At 64.5% G+C, this 20,551-nt stretch carries 21 protein-coding genes; 17 read left to right on the forward strand and 4 right to left on the reverse strand.

Going from position 1 to position 20,551, the window contains the following annotated elements; translation table 11 throughout:
- The first annotated feature begins 27 nt into the window (after positions 1-27).
- The 7 genes from I6F37_RS28220 to I6F37_RS28250 all read left to right on the forward strand — a co-directional run bounded on the left by I6F37_RS28220 (position 28) and on the right by I6F37_RS28250 (position 6,748).
- Positions 28-759 carry a response regulator gene (locus tag I6F37_RS28220; RefSeq protein ID WP_036001902.1) on the forward strand — a complete coding sequence of 244 codons (732 nt, stop codon included), beginning with the start codon at positions 28-30 and terminating at the stop codon, positions 757-759.
- A 405-nt stretch (positions 760-1,164) separates the two neighbouring features.
- A complete protein-coding gene (locus I6F37_RS28225; RefSeq protein ID WP_036020284.1) occupies positions 1,165-1,776 on the forward strand; it encodes a sigma-70 family RNA polymerase sigma factor in 612 nt (203 codons plus the stop codon).
- A 483-nt stretch (positions 1,777-2,259) separates the two neighbouring features.
- Positions 2,260-2,958 carry a cytochrome c biogenesis CcdA family protein gene (locus I6F37_RS28230; protein WP_036001908.1) on the forward strand — a complete coding sequence of 233 codons (699 nt, stop codon included), beginning with the start codon at positions 2,260-2,262 and terminating at the stop codon, positions 2,956-2,958.
- A gap of 32 nt (positions 2,959-2,990) precedes the next feature.
- Positions 2,991-3,554, forward strand: coding sequence for a thioredoxin family protein (locus I6F37_RS28235; protein WP_036001911.1), 564 nt, complete (start codon positions 2,991-2,993; stop codon positions 3,552-3,554).
- Positions 3,555-3,657: 103 nt separating this feature from the next.
- Positions 3,658-4,629, forward strand: coding sequence for a hypothetical protein (locus tag I6F37_RS28240; RefSeq protein WP_036001914.1), 972 nt, complete (start codon positions 3,658-3,660; stop codon positions 4,627-4,629).
- 357 nt (positions 4,630-4,986) lie between these two features.
- Complete coding sequence (locus tag I6F37_RS28245; protein WP_036001920.1) at positions 4,987-5,580, forward strand: L,D-transpeptidase; 594 nt, start codon at positions 4,987-4,989, stop codon at positions 5,578-5,580.
- 130 nt (positions 5,581-5,710) lie between these two features.
- Positions 5,711-6,748: an amino acid ABC transporter substrate-binding protein gene (locus tag I6F37_RS28250; RefSeq protein WP_109145580.1), complete on the forward strand. Its 1,038-nt coding sequence runs from the start codon at positions 5,711-5,713 to the stop codon at positions 6,746-6,748.
- 169 nt (positions 6,749-6,917) lie between these two features.
- On the opposite strand, the gene I6F37_RS28255 is transcribed toward I6F37_RS28250, so the two are convergent.
- On the reverse strand, positions 6,918-8,057 hold the full coding sequence (locus tag I6F37_RS28255; RefSeq protein WP_225153281.1) for an acyl-CoA dehydrogenase family protein: 1,140 nt from the start codon (positions 8,055-8,057) through the stop codon (positions 6,918-6,920).
- 145 nt (positions 8,058-8,202) lie between these two features.
- Complete coding sequence (locus I6F37_RS28260; RefSeq protein WP_225153283.1) at positions 8,203-9,417, reverse strand: acyl-CoA dehydrogenase family protein; 1,215 nt, start codon at positions 9,415-9,417, stop codon at positions 8,203-8,205.
- A 127-nt stretch (positions 9,418-9,544) separates the two neighbouring features.
- Between I6F37_RS28260 and I6F37_RS28265 the strand changes: the two genes are divergently transcribed.
- Positions 9,545-10,090, forward strand: a complete 546-nt coding sequence (locus I6F37_RS28265) for a carboxymuconolactone decarboxylase family protein (protein ID WP_225153285.1) — start codon at positions 9,545-9,547, stop codon at positions 10,088-10,090.
- Positions 10,091-10,179: 89 nt separating this feature from the next.
- The gene (locus tag I6F37_RS28270; protein WP_225140618.1) at positions 10,180-10,674 is read left to right on the forward strand and encodes a VOC family protein; all 495 of its coding nucleotides are present in this window, start codon (positions 10,180-10,182) and stop codon (positions 10,672-10,674) included.
- Between the two features lie 48 nt (positions 10,675-10,722).
- Here the strand turns inward: I6F37_RS28270 and I6F37_RS28275 are convergent, their stop codons facing one another.
- A complete protein-coding gene (locus I6F37_RS28275; protein WP_225153287.1) occupies positions 10,723-12,051 on the reverse strand; it encodes an MFS transporter in 1,329 nt (442 codons plus the stop codon).
- Positions 12,052-12,233: 182 nt separating this feature from the next.
- Between I6F37_RS28275 and cyoA the strand changes: the two genes are divergently transcribed.
- From cyoA to I6F37_RS28310, 7 genes are read left to right on the forward strand one after another with little or no spacing between them, the layout of a single operon-like run.
- The gene (gene cyoA, locus I6F37_RS28280; RefSeq protein ID WP_225153289.1) at positions 12,234-13,394 is read left to right on the forward strand and encodes a ubiquinol oxidase subunit II; all 1,161 of its coding nucleotides are present in this window, start codon (positions 12,234-12,236) and stop codon (positions 13,392-13,394) included.
- 25 nt (positions 13,395-13,419) lie between these two features.
- Positions 13,420-15,417, forward strand: coding sequence for a cytochrome o ubiquinol oxidase subunit I (gene cyoB, locus I6F37_RS28285; protein ID WP_109142142.1), 1,998 nt, complete (start codon positions 13,420-13,422; stop codon positions 15,415-15,417).
- Positions 15,418-16,047 (forward strand): cytochrome o ubiquinol oxidase subunit III, encoded by a 630-nt coding sequence (cyoC, locus tag I6F37_RS28290; protein ID WP_109142141.1) that lies wholly within the window; start codon positions 15,418-15,420, stop codon positions 16,045-16,047.
- Positions 16,044-16,424: a cytochrome o ubiquinol oxidase subunit IV gene (gene cyoD / locus I6F37_RS28295; protein ID WP_225134383.1), complete on the forward strand. Its 381-nt coding sequence runs from the start codon at positions 16,044-16,046 to the stop codon at positions 16,422-16,424. Before cyoC ends, cyoD begins: the two co-directional genes overlap by 4 nt.
- Positions 16,421-17,272, forward strand: a complete 852-nt coding sequence (locus I6F37_RS28300; RefSeq protein WP_225153291.1) for an SURF1 family protein — start codon at positions 16,421-16,423, stop codon at positions 17,270-17,272. Before cyoD ends, I6F37_RS28300 begins: the two co-directional genes overlap by 4 nt.
- Positions 17,244-18,647 carry an ATP-binding protein gene (locus I6F37_RS28305; protein ID WP_225153293.1) on the forward strand — a complete coding sequence of 468 codons (1,404 nt, stop codon included), beginning with the start codon at positions 17,244-17,246 and terminating at the stop codon, positions 18,645-18,647. Before I6F37_RS28300 ends, I6F37_RS28305 begins: the two co-directional genes overlap by 29 nt.
- Positions 18,637-19,170, forward strand: coding sequence for a response regulator transcription factor (locus tag I6F37_RS28310; protein ID WP_225153295.1), 534 nt, complete (start codon positions 18,637-18,639; stop codon positions 19,168-19,170). Before I6F37_RS28305 ends, I6F37_RS28310 begins: the two co-directional genes overlap by 11 nt.
- 182 nt (positions 19,171-19,352) lie before the next feature.
- On the opposite strand, the gene I6F37_RS28315 is transcribed toward I6F37_RS28310, so the two are convergent.
- Positions 19,353-20,057 carry a glutathione S-transferase family protein gene (locus I6F37_RS28315; protein WP_225153296.1) on the reverse strand — a complete coding sequence of 235 codons (705 nt, stop codon included), beginning with the start codon at positions 20,055-20,057 and terminating at the stop codon, positions 19,353-19,355.
- A gap of 108 nt (positions 20,058-20,165) precedes the next feature.
- Here I6F37_RS28315 and I6F37_RS28320 point away from each other — a divergent pair, with 108 nt between their 5' ends.
- On the forward strand, positions 20,166-20,537 hold the full coding sequence (locus tag I6F37_RS28320) for a helix-turn-helix domain-containing protein (protein ID WP_225153298.1): 372 nt from the start codon (positions 20,166-20,168) through the stop codon (positions 20,535-20,537).
- The last annotated feature ends 14 nt before the right edge of the window (positions 20,538-20,551 follow it).

A 20,551-nucleotide genomic window follows, 5' to 3' on the forward strand; every position in this document is an offset into this window, starting at 1 on the left:
TGATGCAAAGCCCATGATGCAAAGCCCATGACCCAAAGCCAGCACATCATGATCGTCGACGATGAGGCTCCGGCCCGGGAGATGGTCGGCGATTACCTCAAGATGCACGGCTTCACCGTGACGCTGTGCGACGGCGGCAAGTCCTTGCGCGCCGCGATCCAGGGCAGCATGCCTGATCTCGTCGTGCTCGACCTCAACATGCCCGAGGAAGACGGGCTCTCGATCATCCGCGACCTCAAGAGCCGCATCAACGTGCCCGTCATCATGCTGACGGCGACCGCGAGCCCGATCGACCGCGTCGTCGGCCTCGAGCTCGGCGCGGACGATTACGTGGCGAAGCCCTGCGAGCTGCGCGAGCTGATGGCGCGCATCCGCTCGGTGCTGCGGCGGAGCGGGCCGGCCAAGGCGGCAGAGGCGCCAGCGGCGAAGTCGGACAAGGAGCAGCTGGTGCGCTTCGGCACCAAATGGCTCGACCTCGAAGCGCAGGCCTTGCGCGACGACGAGGGCAACGAGCATCCGCTGACCGCATCCGAGTTCGGGCTGCTCAAGGTGTTCGCGGCCAATCCGAAGCGCGTGCTGTCGCGCGAGCGCCTGCTCGAGCTCGCCAACGCCCGCGACGCCGAAGCCTTCGACCGCGCGGTCGATCTGCGCATCATGCGCATCCGCCGCAAGATCGAGCCCGACCCGGCCAAGCCTGCCGTGATTCGCACCATCCGCGGCGGCGGCTATCTGTTCTCGCCGCAGGGCGAGAAGGCGTAGGGCGAGCGGCACAACCCGCTCTGCCGTAGCCCGGATGGAGCACAGCGCAATCCGGGGTGCTGTAGCCGCGGATGGAGTTGCCCCGGATTTCGCTGCGCTTCATCCGGGCTACGAGATTATCGCCCCGGGACGACAGCGGTAGGTGTGGCGCGACCAAACGCAATCCCCCTAAATTCGTTCCGCGGCGCGCCCGTCCGGCCCCGAATCCCCACCCCGTATTTTCCGTACGTTGAAATCACAAGGTTTTTTGCCCCGAATGTTTCGTCGCACCCTGTCCGGCGAAACAATTTGACGGCGCACGAAACCATTTTCCGCTTTTCGTGCAGACGTCCCGAAACGTTGGCTCATTAACACTTTGACCCAAGGAAACGCCGCTCGGTTGCGGCGCTACGGGGAGCCAAGTCCATGCCGAACGTCATTGCCATCAACGCCCAAGCCAGCCAGAGCATCATTGCCGCTCAGGCGACCTCGGACGACATGCTCCTCGCAAGCATTGCCGACGGCAACCGGACGGCCATGCACATCCTTTACTGCCGGCACAATGTGCGGGTGTACCGATTCATCCTGCGCATCGTGCGCGACGCCACCACGGCGGAAGATCTGGTCAGCCAGGTGTTTCTGGACGTGTGGCGGACCGCCGGCCAATTCCAGGGCCGCTCGCAGGTGTCCACCTGGCTGCTCTCGATCGCCCGCTTCAAGGCGCTGACCGCGATGCGCCAGCGCCGCTTTGAGGACATCGATCAGGAGGACGTGCGTCAGATCCCTGATGGTTGCGACACGCCGGAGACCTCGCTCGACCGCAGCGACACCAGCGCCATCCTGCGCGCCTGCGTGCAGAAGCTGTCGCCGGCGCATCGGGAGATCATCAACCTCGTCTATTACCACGAGAAGTCGGTGGAGGAGGTCGGCCAGATCATCGGCATCCCCCAGAGCACGGTGAAGACGCGGATGTTCTATGCTCGCAAGCAACTCGCCGATTTGCTTAAGGGCGCCGGCGTCGACCGTTTCGCCGCTTAACAACAATGTTTTCAAGGGGATAGGACCTCCGTTTTGGCCCTCTCCCCGGACACGGAAGCGTTACCACTGACGAAACAATTGAAACAAACGACAACATCAGGCGGAAAAACTTCCCTTCTATAAAGCTCCCATACGGTTTCGTTAAACCTCCCAAGACCTCCAGCGACCCGGACGATGCCCCGTCCGGGTCGTTTTTATTTGGGCCTGAGTGGTTGCCGGCTCCGCGGTCGGTGCGCTCCCTCCCCCGCTTGCGGGGGAGGGCTGGGGAGAGGGTGTTTCCGCAACGGGGCACTCCCCCCAGAGGAAAGAACCCTCACCCGCCGCACTCTGCGAGTGCGCCGGCCTCTCCGGCAAGGGGAGAGGCGGGAGCCCGCGGCCACCGTGCTCTGCAAAGCAACAGCCCCCGTCACGAAGCCGTGACGCTGCGTAACGACCGTCCCACCGCACGCGAACAGCCCTCGTGACCTCCCTCACGAGTGCCTCATGCTCGACCTGCTCTTTGCTCTCCTCGCCGGCATCCTCACCATCGCGGCGCCCTGTACGCTGCCGATGTTGCCGATCCTGCTCGGCGCCTCGATCGGGCGCGCGGGGCATCTGCGACCCGCGATGATCGCGCTCGGCTTCGTCTTTTCCTTCTCGACGGTCGCGCTGGCGCTCGGCGCGATCACGCGGGCCTTCGATTTCGATCCGAACGTGCTGCGCGAGGCGGCAGCGGTCCTGCTGCTCGGCTTCGGCCTGTTGATGCTGTGGCCGGCGCCGTTCGAATGGCTGTCGCTCCGGATCAACGGCTGGCTCGATCTCGGCAACATCGGCGCCACGCAGCGCGAGGGCGCGCTCGGTGGGCTGATCCTCGGCACCACCTTGGGACTGGTCTGGACGCCCTGCGCAGGGCCCGTGCTCGGCTCGATCCTGACGCTGGTGGCGACGTCGAAGAACGTTGCCTGGGCCGGCACGCTGCTGGTCGCCTATGCCATTGGCACTGCGATCCCGATGCTGGGAATAGCCTACGGCGGACAGGCCGCGACCACGCGCGTACGCAGCTTGGCCCGGATCTCACCGCGGCTGCAGCAGGGCTTTGGCGTCGTCGTGATCGGCTTCGCGGTCGCCGCCTATTTTCAATACGACACGCTGATTGTGGCGTGGCTCACCGGCTTCTACCCCACCGGCCAGATCGGCCTGTGATCCCACCTCATCTTCACCGGAGGACGCTTTCCATGACTCTCAAGCTGCTCGCAATGTCTGCTGCACTGATCGGCATCACAGTGATCGGCGCCGTCATTCCCGGCATCTGCGACGAGGCCGCACGCGCCGCGCCTGTCGTCACCGCCGCCGCGAACCAGCAGGCCGCGCCCGACTTCACCGGCATCACCAACTGGTTCAACTCGAAGCCGCTTCATATCGCCGATCTCCGCGGCAAGGTCGTGCTGGTCAATTTCTGGACCTATGGCTGCGTCAACTGCGTCAACACGCTGCCGCATGTCACCGGCCTCTACGCCAAGTACCGGGATCGAGGCCTCGTCGTGGTCGGCGTGCACACGCCGGAATTCCCGTTCGAGCGCTCCGCCGCCAACGTGCAGGCCGCGCTGAAGCGCCATGGCATCACCTATCCGGTGGCGCAGGACAATGAGTCCAAGACCTGGAACGCCTATCGCAATCAATATTGGCCGGCGCAATACATCGTCGACCAGAGCGGCAAGATCGTGTTCCAGCACGCCGGCGAAGGCAGCTATGACGAGATCGATCGCACGGTGGCCAAGCTGCTGAACGCGAGCAGCTGACGCCGCACGGTCATCGCGCGGCGGGCTTCAATTGTCGCCCTTGTTGCTTGACTCCACGGAGCCGTCCGTGGAGTTTCGCAATCGACGCAATCAGCCGCCCGCAATGGACGCGACCACCAGCACCGACATCCGCCTTCGTGAAGGTTCCTCGATCGCGCAGCGGCTGGTCGTGGCCGGCTGTGCGGCTGCCGTTGCCCTCTGCTTCACGCCGGGTCTGTTCACGCAGGACCTCCTGGAAATCACGATATCGACGGTGGCGCTGCTGGTGGGAGCCGGATTCGTCGTCGGCATCATGATGGCGCCGGCGGTGGTGTGGATCATCACGCCGGACGAGATCCTGATCGGCCGGCAACGGCCGTTCGGAAAACTAAGGACGCGCCTCGTCGGGAAGGACGAGATCACGGCGCTGCAGGTCCCCGGCAGCAAGAGGGTGAAGGCCCGCTTCCAGCTCGTCTTCACCCTGGCCTCGGGCGAGCGGCTGACCTCGCCGCCGATTTCCGATGTCACCCATGTCCGCGACACCGTGGCGTGGATCGCGGCGCATTTCGACGTTCCCAATGTCGAGGCGCCGAGCAACCCGCTCGACGCCAGCAATCCCGAGATGCATCTCGGCGAGCCTCTCGAGGCGTTTCCTGCACGGGAGATCCGCATCGTCGCACTGATCGCGGTGGCTTTGTCCGCGGCCCCCTATGCCTACAAGCTGTGGCGCGGCCTCTCGCCGAGCCATGTCGATATCCTGCTGCTGCCGCTGGGCGCGATCGCCGCATTCGCCGTCTATCGCTATGCCAACCTTGCGACCGGCGCGTTCTGGATCATCGGGCCGAACGATATTCGCGTCGAGCGCCTGTGGGGCGACGGCAGCCTGCGCGCCGACCGCATCGCCGGACCCGACGTGAAAACGATCACGGTCGAGCGCCGGGGCCGCTCCGAGGACGAGCATTGCATCGTGGTGATCCGGCTGCATTCGGGGCGGCGGTTTCGCAGCCCCCGCATCGGCTCGCGCGTCGAAGCCCGCGCCGTGGCGACGGAGATCGTCCGGCGGCTCGGGATCCCGGCGGGGAGCAACAAGATTTAGCTGGCGCAAATTGTCGGCCTCGATCTCACCACGCGTTCGATCTAAGCCTCTCCCGCTTGCGGGAGAGGTCGCCGCGTAGCGGCGGGTGAGGGTTCTATCCTCTGGGGGAGTGTCCCATTGCGGAAGCACCCTCTCCCCAACCCTCCCCCGCAAGCGGGGAAGGGAGCGCACCCCGCCCAGCCGCACATCCTATGCTTTTCGCGCCATCCCCTGTTCGTGGCATTGCGCCGGGCCCGTCAAAAAACCAAAGCATTCTCGTGACATGCCAGGACGGCGCGCCATCAACTTGCCATGAACTTGCCCCTCAGGTTTGATGGTTCCGAATGATTTGCGCTGTGGCAGCGGGGAGAGCTTGAAATGACGAATTTTCGTCGCCTGACCGGGATTTTCGTGGCTGCGATGGGACTGGTCCTGTCCACGCCGCACGCCTTCGCCCAGCAGCCGGACCGCGGCGACGAGCCGGGCCTGATCGCCGATGACGGATACCAGCTCGAGCCGGAATGGCAGAAGCAGGTGGTCTACTTCCGCACCACCGAGCCGCCGGGCACGATCATCGTCTCGACGGCCGAGCGTCACCTCTATTTGGTGCAGCCCGGCGGGCGCGCCATCCGCTACGGCATCGGCGTCGGCCGCGACGGTTTCCAGTGGCAGGGGCTGGTGACCATCACCAACAAGAAGGAGTGGCCGGATTGGACACCGCCGCCGGAGATGATCCAGCGCCAGCCCTATCTGCCGCGCTTCATGGCCGGCGGCCCGGGCAACCCGCTGGGGGCCCGCGCCATGTATCTCGGCACCACCGTCTACCGCATCCACGGCACCAACCGACCCGACACGATCGGCACCAAGGTGTCCTCGGGCTGCTTCCGCCTGGTCAACGCCGACGTCGCCGACCTCTACGATCGCGTCCCTGTCGGCACCAAGGTGGTCATCCGGCAGAAGCCCGAGCTCTAAGGTTCATGATCCCGGCATGATTGCTTCGGACGGCCGCAGCGTGCCTTGCGCCAACGCGGTCGTCCGGATCCGGATCATGCACTCCGTCCTCGCCTGATTCCTTTTCCCGATTTTTCGAGAGAGCAACATGATGCGCACTTTTCGTGGCGGCCTGCTGATCGGGGTCGCCATCGCCGTGCTGGTCGCCATCGGCGCGATCATTTACGAGTTTTACGACACCCGCACCCTGAGGCGCACGGTTCGCCGCGGCGAGGTGCTGTGCGGCGTCAACAAGGGCCTGCCGGGCTTCTCGATCCCCGACGACAAGGGCAACTGGACCGGCTTCGACGTCGATTTCTGCCGCGCGGTGGCCGCTGCGATCTTCAACGACCCCGGCAAGGCGAAGTTCGTTCCGCTCGACGCCAACGAGCGTTTCAAGGAGCTGCAGAGCCGCAAGGTGGACATCCTCTCGCGCAACACGACCTGGAGCATGGCGCGCGAGCTCGACTACGATTTGTATTTCCCGGCCGTGGCCTATTACGACGGCGTCGGCTTCATGGTGCCGCGCACGCGCAACAAGGAGACCTCGCTCGACCTGGCAGACAGCAAGGTCTGCGTGCAGAACGGAACCACGACGACACTCAACGTCGCCGATTACTTCCGCATCAACAACATGAAGTATGAAGAGGTGAAGTTCGATAACCTCAACGACGTGGTGAAGGCGTACGACACCGGCAAGTGCGACACGTTCTCCGCCGACGTTTCTCAGCTCTATGCTCTCAGGCTGAACCTGACGAAGCCCGGCGACCACATGATCCTGCCGGACATGATCTCCAAGGAGCCGCTCGCCCCCGTGGTGCGCCAGCGCGACGACGACTGGATGATGATCGTGAAGTGGACGCTTTACGCGATGATCAACGCCGAGGAGCTCGGCGTGACCTCGGAGAACATCGACGAGGCCTTGAAGTCGAAGAAGCCGGAGGTGATGCGCCTCGTCGGCACCGAAGGCCGCTACGGCGAGCAGCTCGGCCTCAACAAGGACTGGGCCGCGCGCATCATCCGCCACGTCGGCAATTACGGCGAGATGTACGATCGCAACATCGGCGAGAAGTCGAAGCTGAAGATCCCGCGCGGCATGAACCAGCTGTGGAACGCAGGCGGTGTGCAGTACGCACCGCCGATGCGGTAAGGGGTGTCTCCAGCGAACGTCGTAGGGTGGGTTAGCCTTGCAATTGCGCTAAGCGCAATTGCTCGGCGTAACCCACCATGCTTCCGCGTTTGCCGGACGAAGATGGTGGGTTACGCACTGCAGATGCGCTTCGCGCTTCTGCAGTGCTAACCCACCCTACGAGAGCATCTCAATAACCCCGCGCGCGCGCCAGCTGCTCGGTGTGGTAGTTCGCGTCGCCGAACAGCTCCTCGCAGACACGGGCGCGCTTCATGAAGAAGCCGATGTCGAACTGGTCGGTCATGCCCATGCCGCCGTGCATCTGCACGCCTTCCTGCACCGCGCGCGTGGCGGTGGTGCCGGCGCGCGCCTTGGCGACGGCGACGGCGGGTGCGGCCTTGGCAAGGTCGGCATCGAGCGCCTGCAGCGCCTTCATGGTGGCAGCACGGGTGATCTCGATGTCGATGTAGAGCTCGGCGGCGCGATGCTGCAGCGCCTGGAATTCGCCGATCAGCTTGCCGAATTGCTTGCGGCTCTTCAGATACTCGACAGTGCGGCCAAACACCTCGTCGCTAAGGCCGACCATTTCGGCGGCGACCGCGCCGCGGCCGATGTCGAGCACGCCATCGAGCAGGCCGGCCGCCTGGTCGACCTCGCCGAGCACGCTGTCGGCGGTGACCTCGACATTGGCGAATTCGATCCGCGCCGCATTGTGCGCATCGACCATGATGGTGCGCTCGATCGCAACGCCCTTGGCCTTGGGGTTGACCAGGAACAGCGTCAGGCCCTCGCGTTCGCCGGCAGAGCCCGCGGTGCGCGCGGCGACGATGAGGAGATCGGCGACATGACCGTCGATCACCAGCGCCTTGGCACCGGAGAGCTTGAAGCCGTTGCCGGCGCGCACAGCCTTGAGGCTGGTCTGCAGCGGGCGATGCTTGGCGCCCTCGTCGATCGCGAGCGTCGCGAGCAGCGAGCCGTTCGCGATCTTTGACAGATATTCCGATTTCTGCGCGGCATTGCCGCCGCGGGTCAGCACTGATGCCGCCACCACTGACGTCGCCAGGAAGGGCGACGGCATCAAGGTGCGGCCGATCTCCTCCATGATAATTCCGGCTTCGACGAAACCGAGACCGCTGCCACCGAACTCTTCCGGCACGAGCAAGCCGGCAAACCCCATCTCGGCGAAGGAATGCCAAAGATCCTTGGAGAAGCCGGTGGGGTCCTTGCTGTCGCGCAAGTGGCGCAGGTGCGACACCGGCGCCTTGTCGCTGATCAGCCCGCGCGCGGAGTCGCGGAGCATGGATTGTTCTTCGGTGAGGACGAGGGCCATATGCGTGTTTCCGATTCGAAATCTATCTGGTTCGTCATTCCGGGATGCGCCGCAGGCGCAGGCCCGGAATCCATCGGGCGGCAGAGGGGGAGGATGAATGGATTCCGGGCTCGCGACTTCGTCGCGCCCCGGAATGACGGAAACCTCACGCCCCCGGCAGATCCAGGATGCGCTTGGCGACGATGCCGAGCATGACCTCGGACGTGCCGCCCTCGATCGAGTTGGCCTTGGTGCGCAGCCAGGCGCGCGGGCGCGCGCCCTGCCTGGAGCGCTCGCTCTCCCATTCCAGCGCATCGACGCCGCCCGCCGACATCAGGATCTCGTGGCGGCGCTTGTTGAGCTCGGTGCCGTAATATTTCATCGCCGAGGAGAACGCCGGATGCGCCTGCCCGGCCTTGGCGAGATCGACCGCGCGCTCGGCGCAGGCAGCCAGCGCGGCTTCATCGACGTCGAAGCTGGCGATCTTCCCGCGCAGCATGGCGTCGTCGAGCTTGCCTTGCCCATCGGTGCCGACTGAATCGGCCGCGATCTGGCCGAGCGGCCGGCCGACGCCGCGCTCGCCCATCCCCGAGATCATCGCGCGCTCGTGCTGGAGCAGGTATTTCGCAACGTCCCAACCGCGGTTGATGGTGCCGACCACATGCGACTTCGGCACGCGGACATTGTCGAAGAAGGTTTCGCAGAACGGCGAGTAGCCGGAAATCAAGAGGATCGGCTTGGTCGAGACGCCCTTGGAGGTCATGTCGAACAGGATGAAGCTGATGCCGTCGTGCTTCTTCGCAGCCGGATCGGTGCGCACCAGGCAGAAGATCCAGTCGGCGTAATTGGCGTAACTAGTCCAGATCTTCTGGCCGTTGATGATGAAGTCGTCGCCGTCGCTCTCGGCGCGGGTCTGGAGCGAGGCGAGGTCGGAGCCGGCGTTCGGCTCCGAATAGCCCTGGCACCAGCGGATCTCGCCCGCGGCGATCTTCGGCAGATGCTCCTTCTTCTGGGCCTCGTTGCCGTATTTCAAGAGCGCCGGCCCGAGCATCCAGATGCCGAAGCTCGACAGCGGCGGCCGCGCGCCGATCCGCGCCATCTCGGCGCGCAGCACCTTGTGCTCGGCAGCGCTTAAGCCACCGCCGCCATACTCCTTCGGCCAGTCGGGCACGGTCCAGCCCTTGTCGCGCATGCGCTCGAACCAGATGCGCTGCGGCTCGGACGAGAATTTCGCGTTGCGTCCGCCCCAGAACACGTCGGCATCGGACGTTGCGGGCTTGCGCATCTCCGGCGGGCAATTGGCCTCCAGCCAGGCGCAGGTCTCGTTGCGGAATGTTTCGAGATCGGCGAATTCAGAATCGCTGGTCTTGAGATCGGTCATTGGTCGTTTCCATCACCCAACATTCGAATTGTTGACAGCGAGTCTGGGCCAAGCCCCCGCGGAATTCAACCACTTATCATTTATAGTCGCGGCGACAGCGAGCCTTGAAAACAAAGAGGAAACGACAATGCGCCTAAAACTTCTTTCGCCTGGCGAAATGAACGAGAGCCAGCGGCAGACCTATGACGAGTCGATCGCCGGCAAGCGCGGCAAGCCGCCGCCTCCGATGATGGCTTGGCTGAACAGCCCCGAGATGGCCCGGCATGCCACGCGGCTCGGCGAGGTGATGCGCTTCGACACGATCTTCCCCGCAGAACTCTCGGAGATCGCGATCCTGGTCACGGCGCGGCACTGGACCGCGCATTGCGAATGGTATGCGCACAAGCGCCTCGCGCTCGCCGGCGGCATGAAGCCCGAGATTATCGACGCGATCCGCGACCGCCGCACCCCCGACTTCGACGATCCCATGGGGAAGATGATCTACGATCTCGCGAAGTCGCTGCACGAGGGCCACGGCGTCGAGAAAGGTCTCTACGACGAAGCGGTCAAGCTGCTCGGCGAGCGCGGCGTCGTCGAGGTCATCGGGCTGTGCGGCTACTACACGCTGGTGTCGATGACGCTGAACACGTTCGAGTTCGGCCTGCCCGAGGGCGAGGTGTCGGAGCTGGCTTAGTTTCCCATTCAGAAACGATGGGTTTCGAGTTTGGCCGTAGCACTGGCTCGAAGCGGGGCTTACGTGCATGTTTTCGAGGGAGCATTCACATGTCGCAAAGCCCCACCATTCCTGCCGGCACCAGGATCGGCCACGTCCACCTCAAGGTCGCCGATCTCGATCGTGCGCTCGGCTTCTATTGCGGCGTGCTCGGCTTCGAGCTGATGCAGCGGATGGGCTCGGGGGCGGCCTTCATCGCGGCCGGCGGCTATCACCACCACATCGGGCTCAACACTTGGGAGAGCAAGGGCGGCTCACCGCCGCCGCCTGATGCGACCGGGCTCTATCACACCGCGATCCTGTTTCCGACGCGCCCTGCGCTGGCGGATGCGCTGCATCGGGTGCTCACGGCCGGCATTGCGCTCGATGGCGCCAGCGATCACGGCGTCAGCGAGGCGCTCTACCTGCGCGACCCCGACCAGAACGGCGTGGAGCTGTATTGGGACAAGCCGCGGGAGCAATGGCCGTTCGGGCCTGACGGGAAGCTCGCGATGTTCACCAAGCGGCTGGATGTCGAAGCGCTGTTGCGGCAGCGGCAGGGGTGAGATGGGCCCGGCGCCACCAGCGCCGTTGCCCACCCTTTCGCCGCTTGATCAGCGCCCTGCGTCCATATCCCCCGCCTCGCGCTGGCCGCTGAGCCAGAGCGCTAGCAGGGTCCAGAACGCGCCGGACAGCAGATACGCACCCGAGGCAATGACGCCGAGATTGGTGGCGAGCAGCAGTGCGACCAGCGGGGCGAAGCCGGCGCCGAACAGCCAGGCCATGTCGGAGGTCAGTGCCGACGCCGTATAGCGATAGGCCTGCCGGAAGTTCGAGGCGATAGCACCGGAGGATTGGCCGAAGGACAGGCCGAGCAGGATGAAGCCGATCACCATGTAGATGGTCTCGCCGAACGCGCCGGCGTCGAGCAGCTGCGGCGCGAAGCCGCTATAGACTGCGATCGCGATCGCCGATCCCATCAGCAGCGACTTGCGCCCGACGCGGTCGGCAATGATGCCGGAGGCCACGATCGCGGCGACGCCGAACACGGCGGCGACGATCTCGATGATCAAAAAGCGCACCGGGCTTTCGTGGGTGAACAGGAACACCCAGGACAGCGGGAACACCGTGACCATGTGAAACAGCGCGAAGCTCGCCAGCGGCGCGAAGGCCCCTAGCATGATGGTCTGGCCTTCGCGCGCGACCGTCTCGGAGATCCGCGCCGGCTGGAGTTCGCGCGTCTCGAACAGCGTGGCGTATTCTTCCGTCGTCACCATACGCAGACGCGCGAACAGCGCGACGACATTGATGGCGAAGGCGACGAAGAACGGATAGCGCCAGCCCCAGTCGAAGAAGTCATCGGCCGAGAGGAGGCCGGCGAAATAGGCGAACAGCGCGCTCGCCACGATCAGCCCGAGCGGGGCGCCGAGCTGCGGCACCATCGCGTACCAGCCGCGCTGCGAGGCCGGCGCATTCAGCGCCAGCAGCGAAGCCATGCCGTCCCAGGCGCCGCCCCAGGCCAGACCCTGCGCGATGCGCGCCAGCGCCAGCAGCCAGATCGCGGCGACGCCGATCTCCTGATATCCGGGCAGGAACGCGAGCGCGACGGTGGCGGTGCCGAGCAGGAATAGCGCCGAGATCAGCTTGGCCGTCTTGCCGTATTCCCGGTCGATCGTCATGAAAATGACGGTGCCGATCGGACGGGCCATGAAGGCCAGCGCGAAGACCATGAAGGAATAGAGGGTCCCGGTCAGCTCGCTCGCGAACGGAAACACCAGGCGCGGAAACACGATCACCGAGGCGATCGCGAAGACGAAGAAGTCGAAGAATTCCGAGGTACGGCCGATGATGACGCCGATGGCGATCTCGCCGGGACTGGCCTGGTCGTGGCCGTGCTCGCCCGTGTGGAGGTTTGCCATTGCGGGGGTCTGTGCCGTCGCCATTCGTGCGCCCTTAACGTCCTGAAAACCAAAGCTGACCGCCCGGCGGGGCGCCAGGCAATCTGACCCTGTCTGGCGCAAGCTCCCGCACTGCAACATTGGACAAATTGTCCAATGTCCGGATTGTTGCGCCGCAGCTACCCCTTGGCCCCGCAAAGGAAACTCATTCTCATAAGGCTCGGCCCGTGTCTCGTCTCAAGATCCTGGCGCTACTACCTCTGGCTGCTGCGCTCAGCGGCTGCGACTATGTCGTGCTGGCGCCAGCCGGCGATATCGCAGCGCAACAGCGCGACCTCGTCATCATCTCCACCGTCCTGATGCTGCTGATCGTCGTGCCCGTGATGGCGCTGACGGTGCTGTTCGCCTGGCGCTACCGCCAGTCCAACACCGAGGCCCGCTACGAGCCGGACTGGGATCACTCGACCAAGCTCGAGCTGGTGATCTGGTCGGCGCCGCTTCTCATCATCATTTGCCTGGGCGCGCTGACCTGGATGGGCACGCATCTGCTCGATCCCTATCGCACCCTCGGCCGCATTCATGCCGAGCGCGCCGTGGACAAGTCCAAGGCCCCGCTCGAGGTCGACGTCGTCGCGCTCGACTGGAAGTGGCTCTTCATCTACCCGGACTACGGCATCGCCACTGTCAACGAGCTCGCAGCTCCGGTCGATCGCCCGATCACCTTCCGCATCACTGCGTCCTCGGTGATGAACTCGTTCTACATCCCCGCGCTCGCCGGCCAGATCTATGCGATGCCGGGCATGGAGACCAAGCTCCACGCCGTCGTCAACCACGCCGGCACCTACAAGGGTTTTTCGGCGAACTATAGCGGCGCCGGCTTCTCCGGCATGCACTTCAACTTTAAGGGGCTCGACGACAAGGGTTTTGACGCCTGGATCGCCAGCGCCAAGTCGGCCGGCGGCTCGCTCGGCCGCGCCGAATATCTTCAGCTGGAGAAGCCCAGCCAGAACGAGCCGGTGCGGCGCTGGGGCGCCGTCGATGCCGATCTCTACCGCCTGATCCTCAACATGTGCGTCGAGACCGGCAAGATGTGCCAGAGCGAGATGATGGCGATCGACGCCAAGGGCGGCAACGGCCATCAGGGCCTGAACAACACCCTGCCGCTCGCCTACGACAAGTATGCCCGCCGCGGCACGGTGCTCGGACCCGAGCCGACCTTTGTCGCCGGCACCTGCACGCCGGATGCGCCGCAGGGGCAGACCACCGCCTCGATCAAGGCTCCGACCGATTTCGCGCCGCTCCTGGGTGCCGGCCTGAAGCGGCCGTCGTTCACGCCGCTGAAGTCCTCGTCCTTCTTCCTCGGACAGCGTCCCAAGTCCGATTCCTGAAGTCAGATTCCTAAAGAGAACGCGCATGTCTCCTGATCTTCTCAAGCTCATCTTCGGCCGGCTCGGCCTCGAATCGCTGCCGCTGCACGAGCCGATCGTCGTCGGCACCTTCGTAGTGGTCGCGCTCGGCGGCGCCGCGCTGCTCGGCGGCCTCACCTATTTCCGCCTCTGGGGCTATCTCTGGCGCGAATGGTTCACCACGGTGGACCACAAGCGCATCGGCATCATGTACATGATCCTCGGCATCGTGATGCTGCTGCGCGGCTTTGCCGACGCGCTGATGATGCGCGGCCAGCAGATGCTCGCGTTCAACGGCTCCGAAGGCTATCTCAACGCCCATCACTACGACCAGATCTTCACCGCCCACGGCGTGATCATGATCTTCTTCGTGGCGATGCCGCTGGTCACCGGCCTGATGAACTATGTCGTGCCGCTGCAGATCGGCGCGCGCGACGTCTCGTTCCCGTTCCTGAACAATTTCAGCTTCTGGATGACGGTCGGCGGCGCGGTGCTGGTGATGGCCTCGCTGTTCATCGGCGAATTCGCCCGCACCGGCTGGCTGGCTTACCCGCCGCTGTCGAACATCGGCTACAGTCCCGACGTCGGCGTCGACTATTACATCTGGGCGCTGCAGGTCGCCGGCGTCGGAACGACATTGTCAGGCATCAACCTGATCTGCACCATCGTCAAGCTGCGCTGCCCCGGCATGACCATGATGAAGATGCCGGTGTTCACCTGGACCTCGCTCTGCACCAACGTGCTGATCGTCGCCTCCTTCCCGGTCCTGACCGTGGTGCTCGCGCTGCTGTCGCTCGACCGCTATGTCGGCACCAACTTCTTCACCAACGATTTCGGCGGCAGCCCGATGATGTACGTGAACCTGATCTGGATCTGGGGGCACCCCGAGGTCTACATCCTGGTTCTCCCGGCCTTCGGCATCTTCTCCGAGGTCACCTCGACCTTCTCGGGCAAGCGGCTGTTCGGCTACACCTCGATGGTCTACGCCACGGTGGTCATCACCATCCTGTCCTACCTGGTCTGGCTGCACCACTTCTTCACGATGGGCTCGGGTGCCAGCGTCAACTCGTTCTTCGGCATCACCACGATGATCATCTCGATCCCGACGGGCGCGAAGATGTTCAACTGGCTGTTCACGATGTATCGCGGCCGCATCCGCTACGAGCTGCCGATGATGTGGACCATCGCCTTCATGCTGACCTTCGTGATCGGCGGCATGACCGGCGTTCTGCTCGCGGTGCCGCCGGCCGACTTCGTGCTGCACAACAGCCTGTTCCTGATCGCGCACTTCCACAACGTGATCATCGGCGGCGTGGTGTTCGGCGCGTTCGCCGGCATCAACTACTGGTTCCCGAAGGCGTTCGGCTTCAAGCTCGATCCGTTCTGGGGCAAGATGTCGTTCTGGTTCTGGGTCACCGGCTTCTACCTGGCCTTCATGCCGCTCTACGTGCTCGGCCTGATGGGCGTGACCCGCCGCCTGCGCGTGTTCGACGATCCGTCCTTGCAGATCTGGTTCGTCATCGCCGCGATCGGTGCCGTGTTCGTCTTCATCGGCATCCTCGCGATGCTGATGCAGTTCGCGGTCAGCCTGCTCAAGCGCGAGCAGCTCAAGGACGTCACCGGCGATCCCTGGGACGCGCGCACGCTGGAATGGGCGACCTCCTCGCCGCCGCCGGACTACAACTTCGCCTTCACCCCTGTCGTTCACGACAATGACGCGTGGTGGGACATGAAGCGGCGCGGCTATCAGCGTCCGCTCACCGGGTTCAAGCCGATCCACATGCCCAGCAGCACCGGCACCGGCATCATCCTCGCCGGCTTCGCCACCGCGATGGGCTTTGCTCTCGTCTGGTACATGTGGTGGCTCGCCGCCCTGAGCTTCATCGCGATGCTCGCCGTCGGGATCGGCCACACCTTCAACTATCACCGCGACTTCGACATTCCGGCTGACGACGTCATCCGGACCGAGGACGCGCGCACCAAGCTGCTCGCCGGAGCCAAGTAAATGACCGTTGCCGTCAATCCCTCGCAGACCGGCGAGCCGGTCTTCTACCTCGCTGACGAGCATCCGCATCCGGAAGGCTGGAGCACCTCGCTCGGCTTCTGGATCTATCTGATGAGCGACTGTCTCATCTTTGCGATCCTGTTCGCCACCTACGGCGTGCTCGGCGGCAACTATGCCGCCGGCCCCGCGCCGAAGGACCTGTTCGACCTCACCCTGGTCGCGGTGAACACCTCCATGCTGCTGCTGTCGTCGATCACCTACGGCTTTGCGATGCTGACGATGCAGCAGAACAAGGTCGCGCAGACGCAGGTTTGGCTCGCGATCACCGGCCTGTTCGGCCTCGCCTTCATCGGCATCGAGCTCTTCGAGTTCGCCCACATGATCCACGAGGGCGCCACGCCGCAGCGCAGCGCCTTCCTCTCCGCCTTCTTCACCCTGGTCGGCACCCACGGCCTGCACGTCACCTGCGGCCTGATCTGGCTGGTGACGCTGATGGTGCAGGTCGGAAAGTTCGGCCTGATCGAGGCCAACCGCCGCCGCCTGATGTGCCTGTCGATGTTCTGGCACTTCCTCGACGTGGTCTGGATCGGCGTCTTCACCTTCGTCTATCTCCTGGGAGTTCTGCGATGAGCACCGATACCCACGCAGCCGGCGCGCACGACCACCACCACGAGGGCGGCCACGCCCACAGCACGTTCTCGGGCTACATGCTCGGCTTCGTGCTCTCGGTCGTGCTCACCGCGATCCCGTTCTGGCTGGTGATGAGCGGCGCGCTGCCGAGCAAGCAGATCACCGCGCTGGTGATCATGGCCTTCGCAATCGTGCAGATCGTCGTGCACATGGTCTACTTCCTGCACATGAACACGGCCTCCGAGAACGGCTGGACCATGATGGCGCTGATCTTCACCATCGTGATGGTGGTGATCGCGCTGTCGGGTTCGCTGTGGGTGATGAGCCACCTCAACAGCAACATGATGCCGATGCACCAGATGAGCGGAATGAAGTGAGCGAAACCAGGACCGTGACGAGCGAGGACGGAGATGCGCGCAGCAAGGCTGCGCGGTCGCCGTCCTTGTGGCTCACGGTCCTCTCGCTCATTACTTTCGTGCTTCTGATCGCGCTTGGCGTCTGGCAGATCGAGCGCCGCGCCTGGAAGCTGGCGCTGATCGACCGGGTCGAGCAGCGCGTCCACGCGCCGGCTCAGCCGATCCCCTCGCCCGCTTCGTGGTCCACCGTCAGCGCCACAAGCGACGAATACAGGCACGTCAGCCTCAGCGGGCGCTTCCTGCATGAGAGCGAGACGCTGGTTCAGGCCGTCACCGAGGAAGGCCCCGGCTATTGGGTGCTGACGCCGCTTCAGCGCGACGACGGCACGCTGGTTCTGATCAATCGCGGCTTCGTGCCGTCCGAGCGCCGCGACGCATCGACGCGCCGGGACGGCAATCCGCAAGGTCGGGTCGAGATCACCGGCCTCCTGCGCATCACCGAGCCGAAGGGCGGCTTCTTGCGGACCAACGTGCCCCAGCACAACCGCTGGTACTCGCGGGACGTCGCCGCCATTGCGGCGGCGCGCGGCCTTGGCGAGGTCGCGCCCTTCTTCGTGGACGCCGACGCCGGATCACAAATCGCCGGCGGCCCAATCGGCGGATTGACCGTGATCCGCTTTCCCAATAACCACCTGATCTACGCGCTGACGTGGTTTGCCCTGGCTTTCATGCTGGCCGGCAGACTTTTCGTCATATTCGGCGGCGGGCTGTTCCGCCGCAAGCGCTTCGTCCACGACAAGGCCGGCGGCTCGGATGCCGTCGCCCGCAGGACGGGATCAGATGCTGGAACGATCGTCGAGCCGACCTGACGACGGGAAGACGCTTTCCCAGACGCTTGGGCGTGACGGGCAAGCCGTCACGCTGCAATCGCAGGCCGATGCGCGCAGCGAGCTGATCGGCACCATGCCGACCGAGGACGAGACCAACCGCAAGAACATGGTGCTGCTGATCCAGCTGCGCTGGACCGCGGTGGTCGGCCAGATCGTGACCATCGGTGCCGTGCATTTCGGCCTCGGCATCCCCCTGCCGCTGGAGCGGATGGGCGCGGTGATCGGCGCGCTGGTGCTGCTCAACGTCTCCAGCCTGGTCTGGGTGCGCCATCGCGCTGCGATCACCAACAACGAGCTGTTGGTCGCCTTGATACTGGACGTCGCCGCGCTGACCGCGCAGCTCTATCTCTCCGGCGGCGCCACCAATCCCTTCACCTCGCTGTTCCTGCTCCAGGTGACGCTCGGTGCGGTGCTGCTCGATGCCCGATCGACCTGGTCGCTGGTGGCGCTGACCTGCGCCAGCTTCGTCTGGCTGACATTGGCCTACCGGCCGCTCGATCTGCCGCCCAATCCGTTGAGCGAGACCTATACGCTCACCGTAACAGGCATGCTCCTGGGCTTCGTGCTCAACGCCGTGCTGCTCGTCGTGTTCGTCACCCGCATCAACAGGAATTTGCGCGAGCGCGACGCGCATCTGGCGGCGCTGCGCCAGCATGCCGCCGAACAGGACCATATCGTGCGCATGGGCCTGCTCGCCTCCGGTGCGGCGCATGAGCTCGGCACGCCGCTCGCCTCGCTTTCGGTAATCCTCAGCGACTGGCGCCGCATGCCCGATCTTGCCGCCGATCAGGAGCTTGCCGAGGACCTCGCGGAGATGGAAACCTCGTTGCAGCGCTGCAAGTCGATCGTGACAGGCATCCTGGTGTCGGCGGGCGAAGCGCGCGGTGAAGGCTCCTCACCGACGACGGTGACGGCCTTCGTCACCGCGCTGGTCGACGAATGGCGCAATGCGCGCTCCGCCCGCACGCTCTACTTCGTCAACACCTTCGGCGAGGACGTCGCAATCGTCTCCGACGTCGCGCTGAAGCAGGTGATCTTCAACGTGCTCGACAACGCCTATGAGGTCTCGCGCGAGTGGGTCGAGCTCGTCGCCGAGCGCGAGGGCGACAATCTCGTGCTGTCGATCTCCGACCGCGGCCCGGGCTTTGCGTCGGAGATGCTGGCGCAGCTGGGCAAGCCCTACCAGTCGAGCAAGGGCCGCGCCGGCGGCGGGCTCGGCCTGTTCCTGGTGGTGAACGTCGTGCGCAAATTGGGGGGCACCGTGAGCGCCAAGAATCACAGGAAGCGCGGCGCCACGGTGCGCCTCACGCTGCCGCTCGCAACATTGGCGATCGGAGGGAATTTTGACGCCTGACCGTTCGCTGATCGTCGTCGAGGACGATGCGGGTTTTGCCCGCACGCTGAAGCGCTCGTTCGAGCGCCGCGGCTACGAGGTGATACTCGCCGCCTCGATCGAGGAGGTGCGCCAGGTGCTGGAGGAACGCTCTTTCGGTCATGCCGTGGTCGACCTCAAGCTCGGCGGCGCCTCGGGCCTTGCCTGCGTCGAGCTCCTGCACACGCATGACCCGGACATGCTGATCGTGGTGCTGACCGGCTTTGCCAGCATCTCCACCGCGGTCGAGGCGATCAAGTTAGGGGCCTGCCACTATCTGGCAAAGCCGTCGAACACCGACGACATCGAGGCCGCCTTCCACAAGGCCGAAGGCAACGCCGAGGTCGCGCTCGATTCGCGGCCGACCTCGATCAAGACGTTGGAATGGGAACGCATCCACCAGACCTTGATCGAGACCGACTTCAACATCTCGGAAGCGGCCCGCCGGCTGGGCATGCACCGGCGGACGCTGGCAAGGAAGCTCGAGAAGCGGCCGGTGAAGTAGGAGCGCTATCGCATTTGAGAGCATTCCCTGCGGCCCATCCTTCGAGACGCCCGCTTTAGGGCGGGCTCCTCAGGATGAGGCGGAGTGCGCGGCAGCAGTTTTCAACGAGCCTGAGCTGATGAGCCTCATCCTGAGGAGGCGCGTCAGCGTCGTTTCGAAGAACGAGGCGTGCGCACCGGCCGCTATTTGCCGAACTGCGCGATCAATTCGGCCAGCGCGACGTGGCCTGTGCACGATCCCGTTCCCGGATCAGACCCGCCGTCCTCCAGAGCGGTGGCGTAGAGGACCGCGGGATCGGCTTCGAGGCGAGCTCGCAGCGCTGCCAGCTTCGGCCAGCGGCTCTTCTCCGCAACTGCGTGGAAGTCGAGCCAGCGCGCGACGCCGACAAGCACGGCGTCGGCGAGGGTCGGCCGCTCCCCGAGCAGGAATTGCCGCGCTTCGATCATCGCTTCGAGCTTGTCATGACGCTCGATGACCCTTGCTGTGCCAAAAGCACGCAGGACCGACTTCGTGGCGGGCTCCATGGCTTCGGCTTCCATTGCGGCCCACAGCGGCGCGAAGGCGGCGGTGAAACCGGTATTCACGAACGCCATGAACTGATGCATGCGATCGGCTTGCCGCGACAGCGGATCGAAGCTGATCCGCCGCTCGACGTCCCTGGCCTCTAACCAGGCCGCGATAGCCATCGTTTCCGTCAGCACCTCACCCCGCTCGGTGATGAAGACCGGCGTCTCGTGTCGCGGATTGATACGGGCGTATGACGGGCTTCGCATCTCGCCCATCATATCGACCCGACACAGCCGATATGGCTTACCCAGCCATTCGAGAGCAGCAACGAGCCCCATGGAGCTTCCCTTCGGGAAGCCGTAGAGTAGAATTGGGTCCATGATCCATTCTCCGTGATTTCTGATGATCACGCTGCGCAGCGGTGATGCGACCCTAGCCGCTCGCCGCATCAAGTAAATTACGAACTTTTTTGTAACCTGGAGGCGCCGATGAAGGATCTCGTGTCGAGATGTCCCATCGAGGAAGTGATGCAGATTCTGAGCGGTCGCTGGCCGACGCTGCTGATCTACTATTTGAAGCAGGGCACCAAGCGCTTCAGCGACTTGCGTCGCGACAATCCGACCATCTCGCACAGGATGCTCGCGCTTGAGCTCCGCAAGCTGGAAGACGCCGGTATCGTAAGCCGCACGGAATTCGGCGGATATCCGCTGCGCGTGGAGTACGATCTGACGGCCGCCGGTCACGCGCTCGTGCCGTTGATCGATGCCCTGGGGGACTGGTGGGCGTCGGTTTCAGCCAGGGCTGACGGAGAAGAGCTTCGGGGTGAAATCCGCGTCTCGGCAACGACGCAGCGGACTTGATGCGCTGAAGGCTT

This window comes from Bradyrhizobium sp. NBAIM08 (assembly GCF_020193935.1).
In the GTDB taxonomy this organism is placed as follows: Bacteria; Pseudomonadota; Alphaproteobacteria; order Rhizobiales; family Xanthobacteraceae; genus Bradyrhizobium; species Bradyrhizobium yuanmingense.

Excerpts from the sequence above, each read along its gene's own strand:
- I6F37_RS28235 (WP_036001911.1), top strand. The coding sequence starts at position 2,991 with ATGACTCTCAAGCTGCTCGCAATGTCTGCTGCACTGATCGGCATCACA.
- I6F37_RS28255 (WP_225153281.1), bottom strand. The coding sequence starts at position 8,057 with ATGGCCCTCGTCCTCACCGAAGAACAATCCATGCTCCGCGACTCCGCG.
- I6F37_RS28320 (WP_225153298.1), top strand. The coding sequence starts at position 20,166 with ATGAAGGATCTCGTGTCGAGATGTCCCATCGAGGAAGTGATGCAGATT.
- I6F37_RS28240 (WP_036001914.1), top strand. The coding sequence starts at position 3,658 with ATGGACGCGACCACCAGCACCGACATCCGCCTTCGTGAAGGTTCCTCG.
- I6F37_RS28315 (WP_225153296.1), bottom strand. The coding sequence starts at position 20,057 with ATGGACCCAATTCTACTCTACGGCTTCCCGAAGGGAAGCTCCATGGGG.
- cyoB (WP_109142142.1), top strand. The coding sequence starts at position 13,420 with ATGTCTCCTGATCTTCTCAAGCTCATCTTCGGCCGGCTCGGCCTCGAA.
- I6F37_RS28265 (WP_225153285.1), top strand. The coding sequence starts at position 9,545 with ATGCGCCTAAAACTTCTTTCGCCTGGCGAAATGAACGAGAGCCAGCGG.
- I6F37_RS28275 (WP_225153287.1), bottom strand. The coding sequence starts at position 12,051 with ATGGCGACGGCACAGACCCCCGCAATGGCAAACCTCCACACGGGCGAG.
- cyoC (WP_109142141.1), top strand. The coding sequence starts at position 15,418 with ATGACCGTTGCCGTCAATCCCTCGCAGACCGGCGAGCCGGTCTTCTAC.
- I6F37_RS28305 (WP_225153293.1), top strand. The coding sequence starts at position 17,244 with ATGCTGGAACGATCGTCGAGCCGACCTGACGACGGGAAGACGCTTTCC.
- I6F37_RS28260 (WP_225153283.1), bottom strand. The coding sequence starts at position 9,417 with ATGACCGATCTCAAGACCAGCGATTCTGAATTCGCCGATCTCGAAACA.
- I6F37_RS28220 (WP_036001902.1), top strand. The coding sequence starts at position 28 with ATGACCCAAAGCCAGCACATCATGATCGTCGACGATGAGGCTCCGGCC.
- I6F37_RS28225 (WP_036020284.1), top strand. The coding sequence starts at position 1,165 with ATGCCGAACGTCATTGCCATCAACGCCCAAGCCAGCCAGAGCATCATT.
- I6F37_RS28250 (WP_109145580.1), top strand. The coding sequence starts at position 5,711 with ATGCGCACTTTTCGTGGCGGCCTGCTGATCGGGGTCGCCATCGCCGTG.
- I6F37_RS28270 (WP_225140618.1), top strand. The coding sequence starts at position 10,180 with ATGTCGCAAAGCCCCACCATTCCTGCCGGCACCAGGATCGGCCACGTC.
- I6F37_RS28245 (WP_036001920.1), top strand. The coding sequence starts at position 4,987 with ATGACGAATTTTCGTCGCCTGACCGGGATTTTCGTGGCTGCGATGGGA.
- I6F37_RS28230 (WP_036001908.1), top strand. The coding sequence starts at position 2,260 with ATGCTCGACCTGCTCTTTGCTCTCCTCGCCGGCATCCTCACCATCGCG.
- cyoD (WP_225134383.1), top strand. The coding sequence starts at position 16,044 with ATGAGCACCGATACCCACGCAGCCGGCGCGCACGACCACCACCACGAG.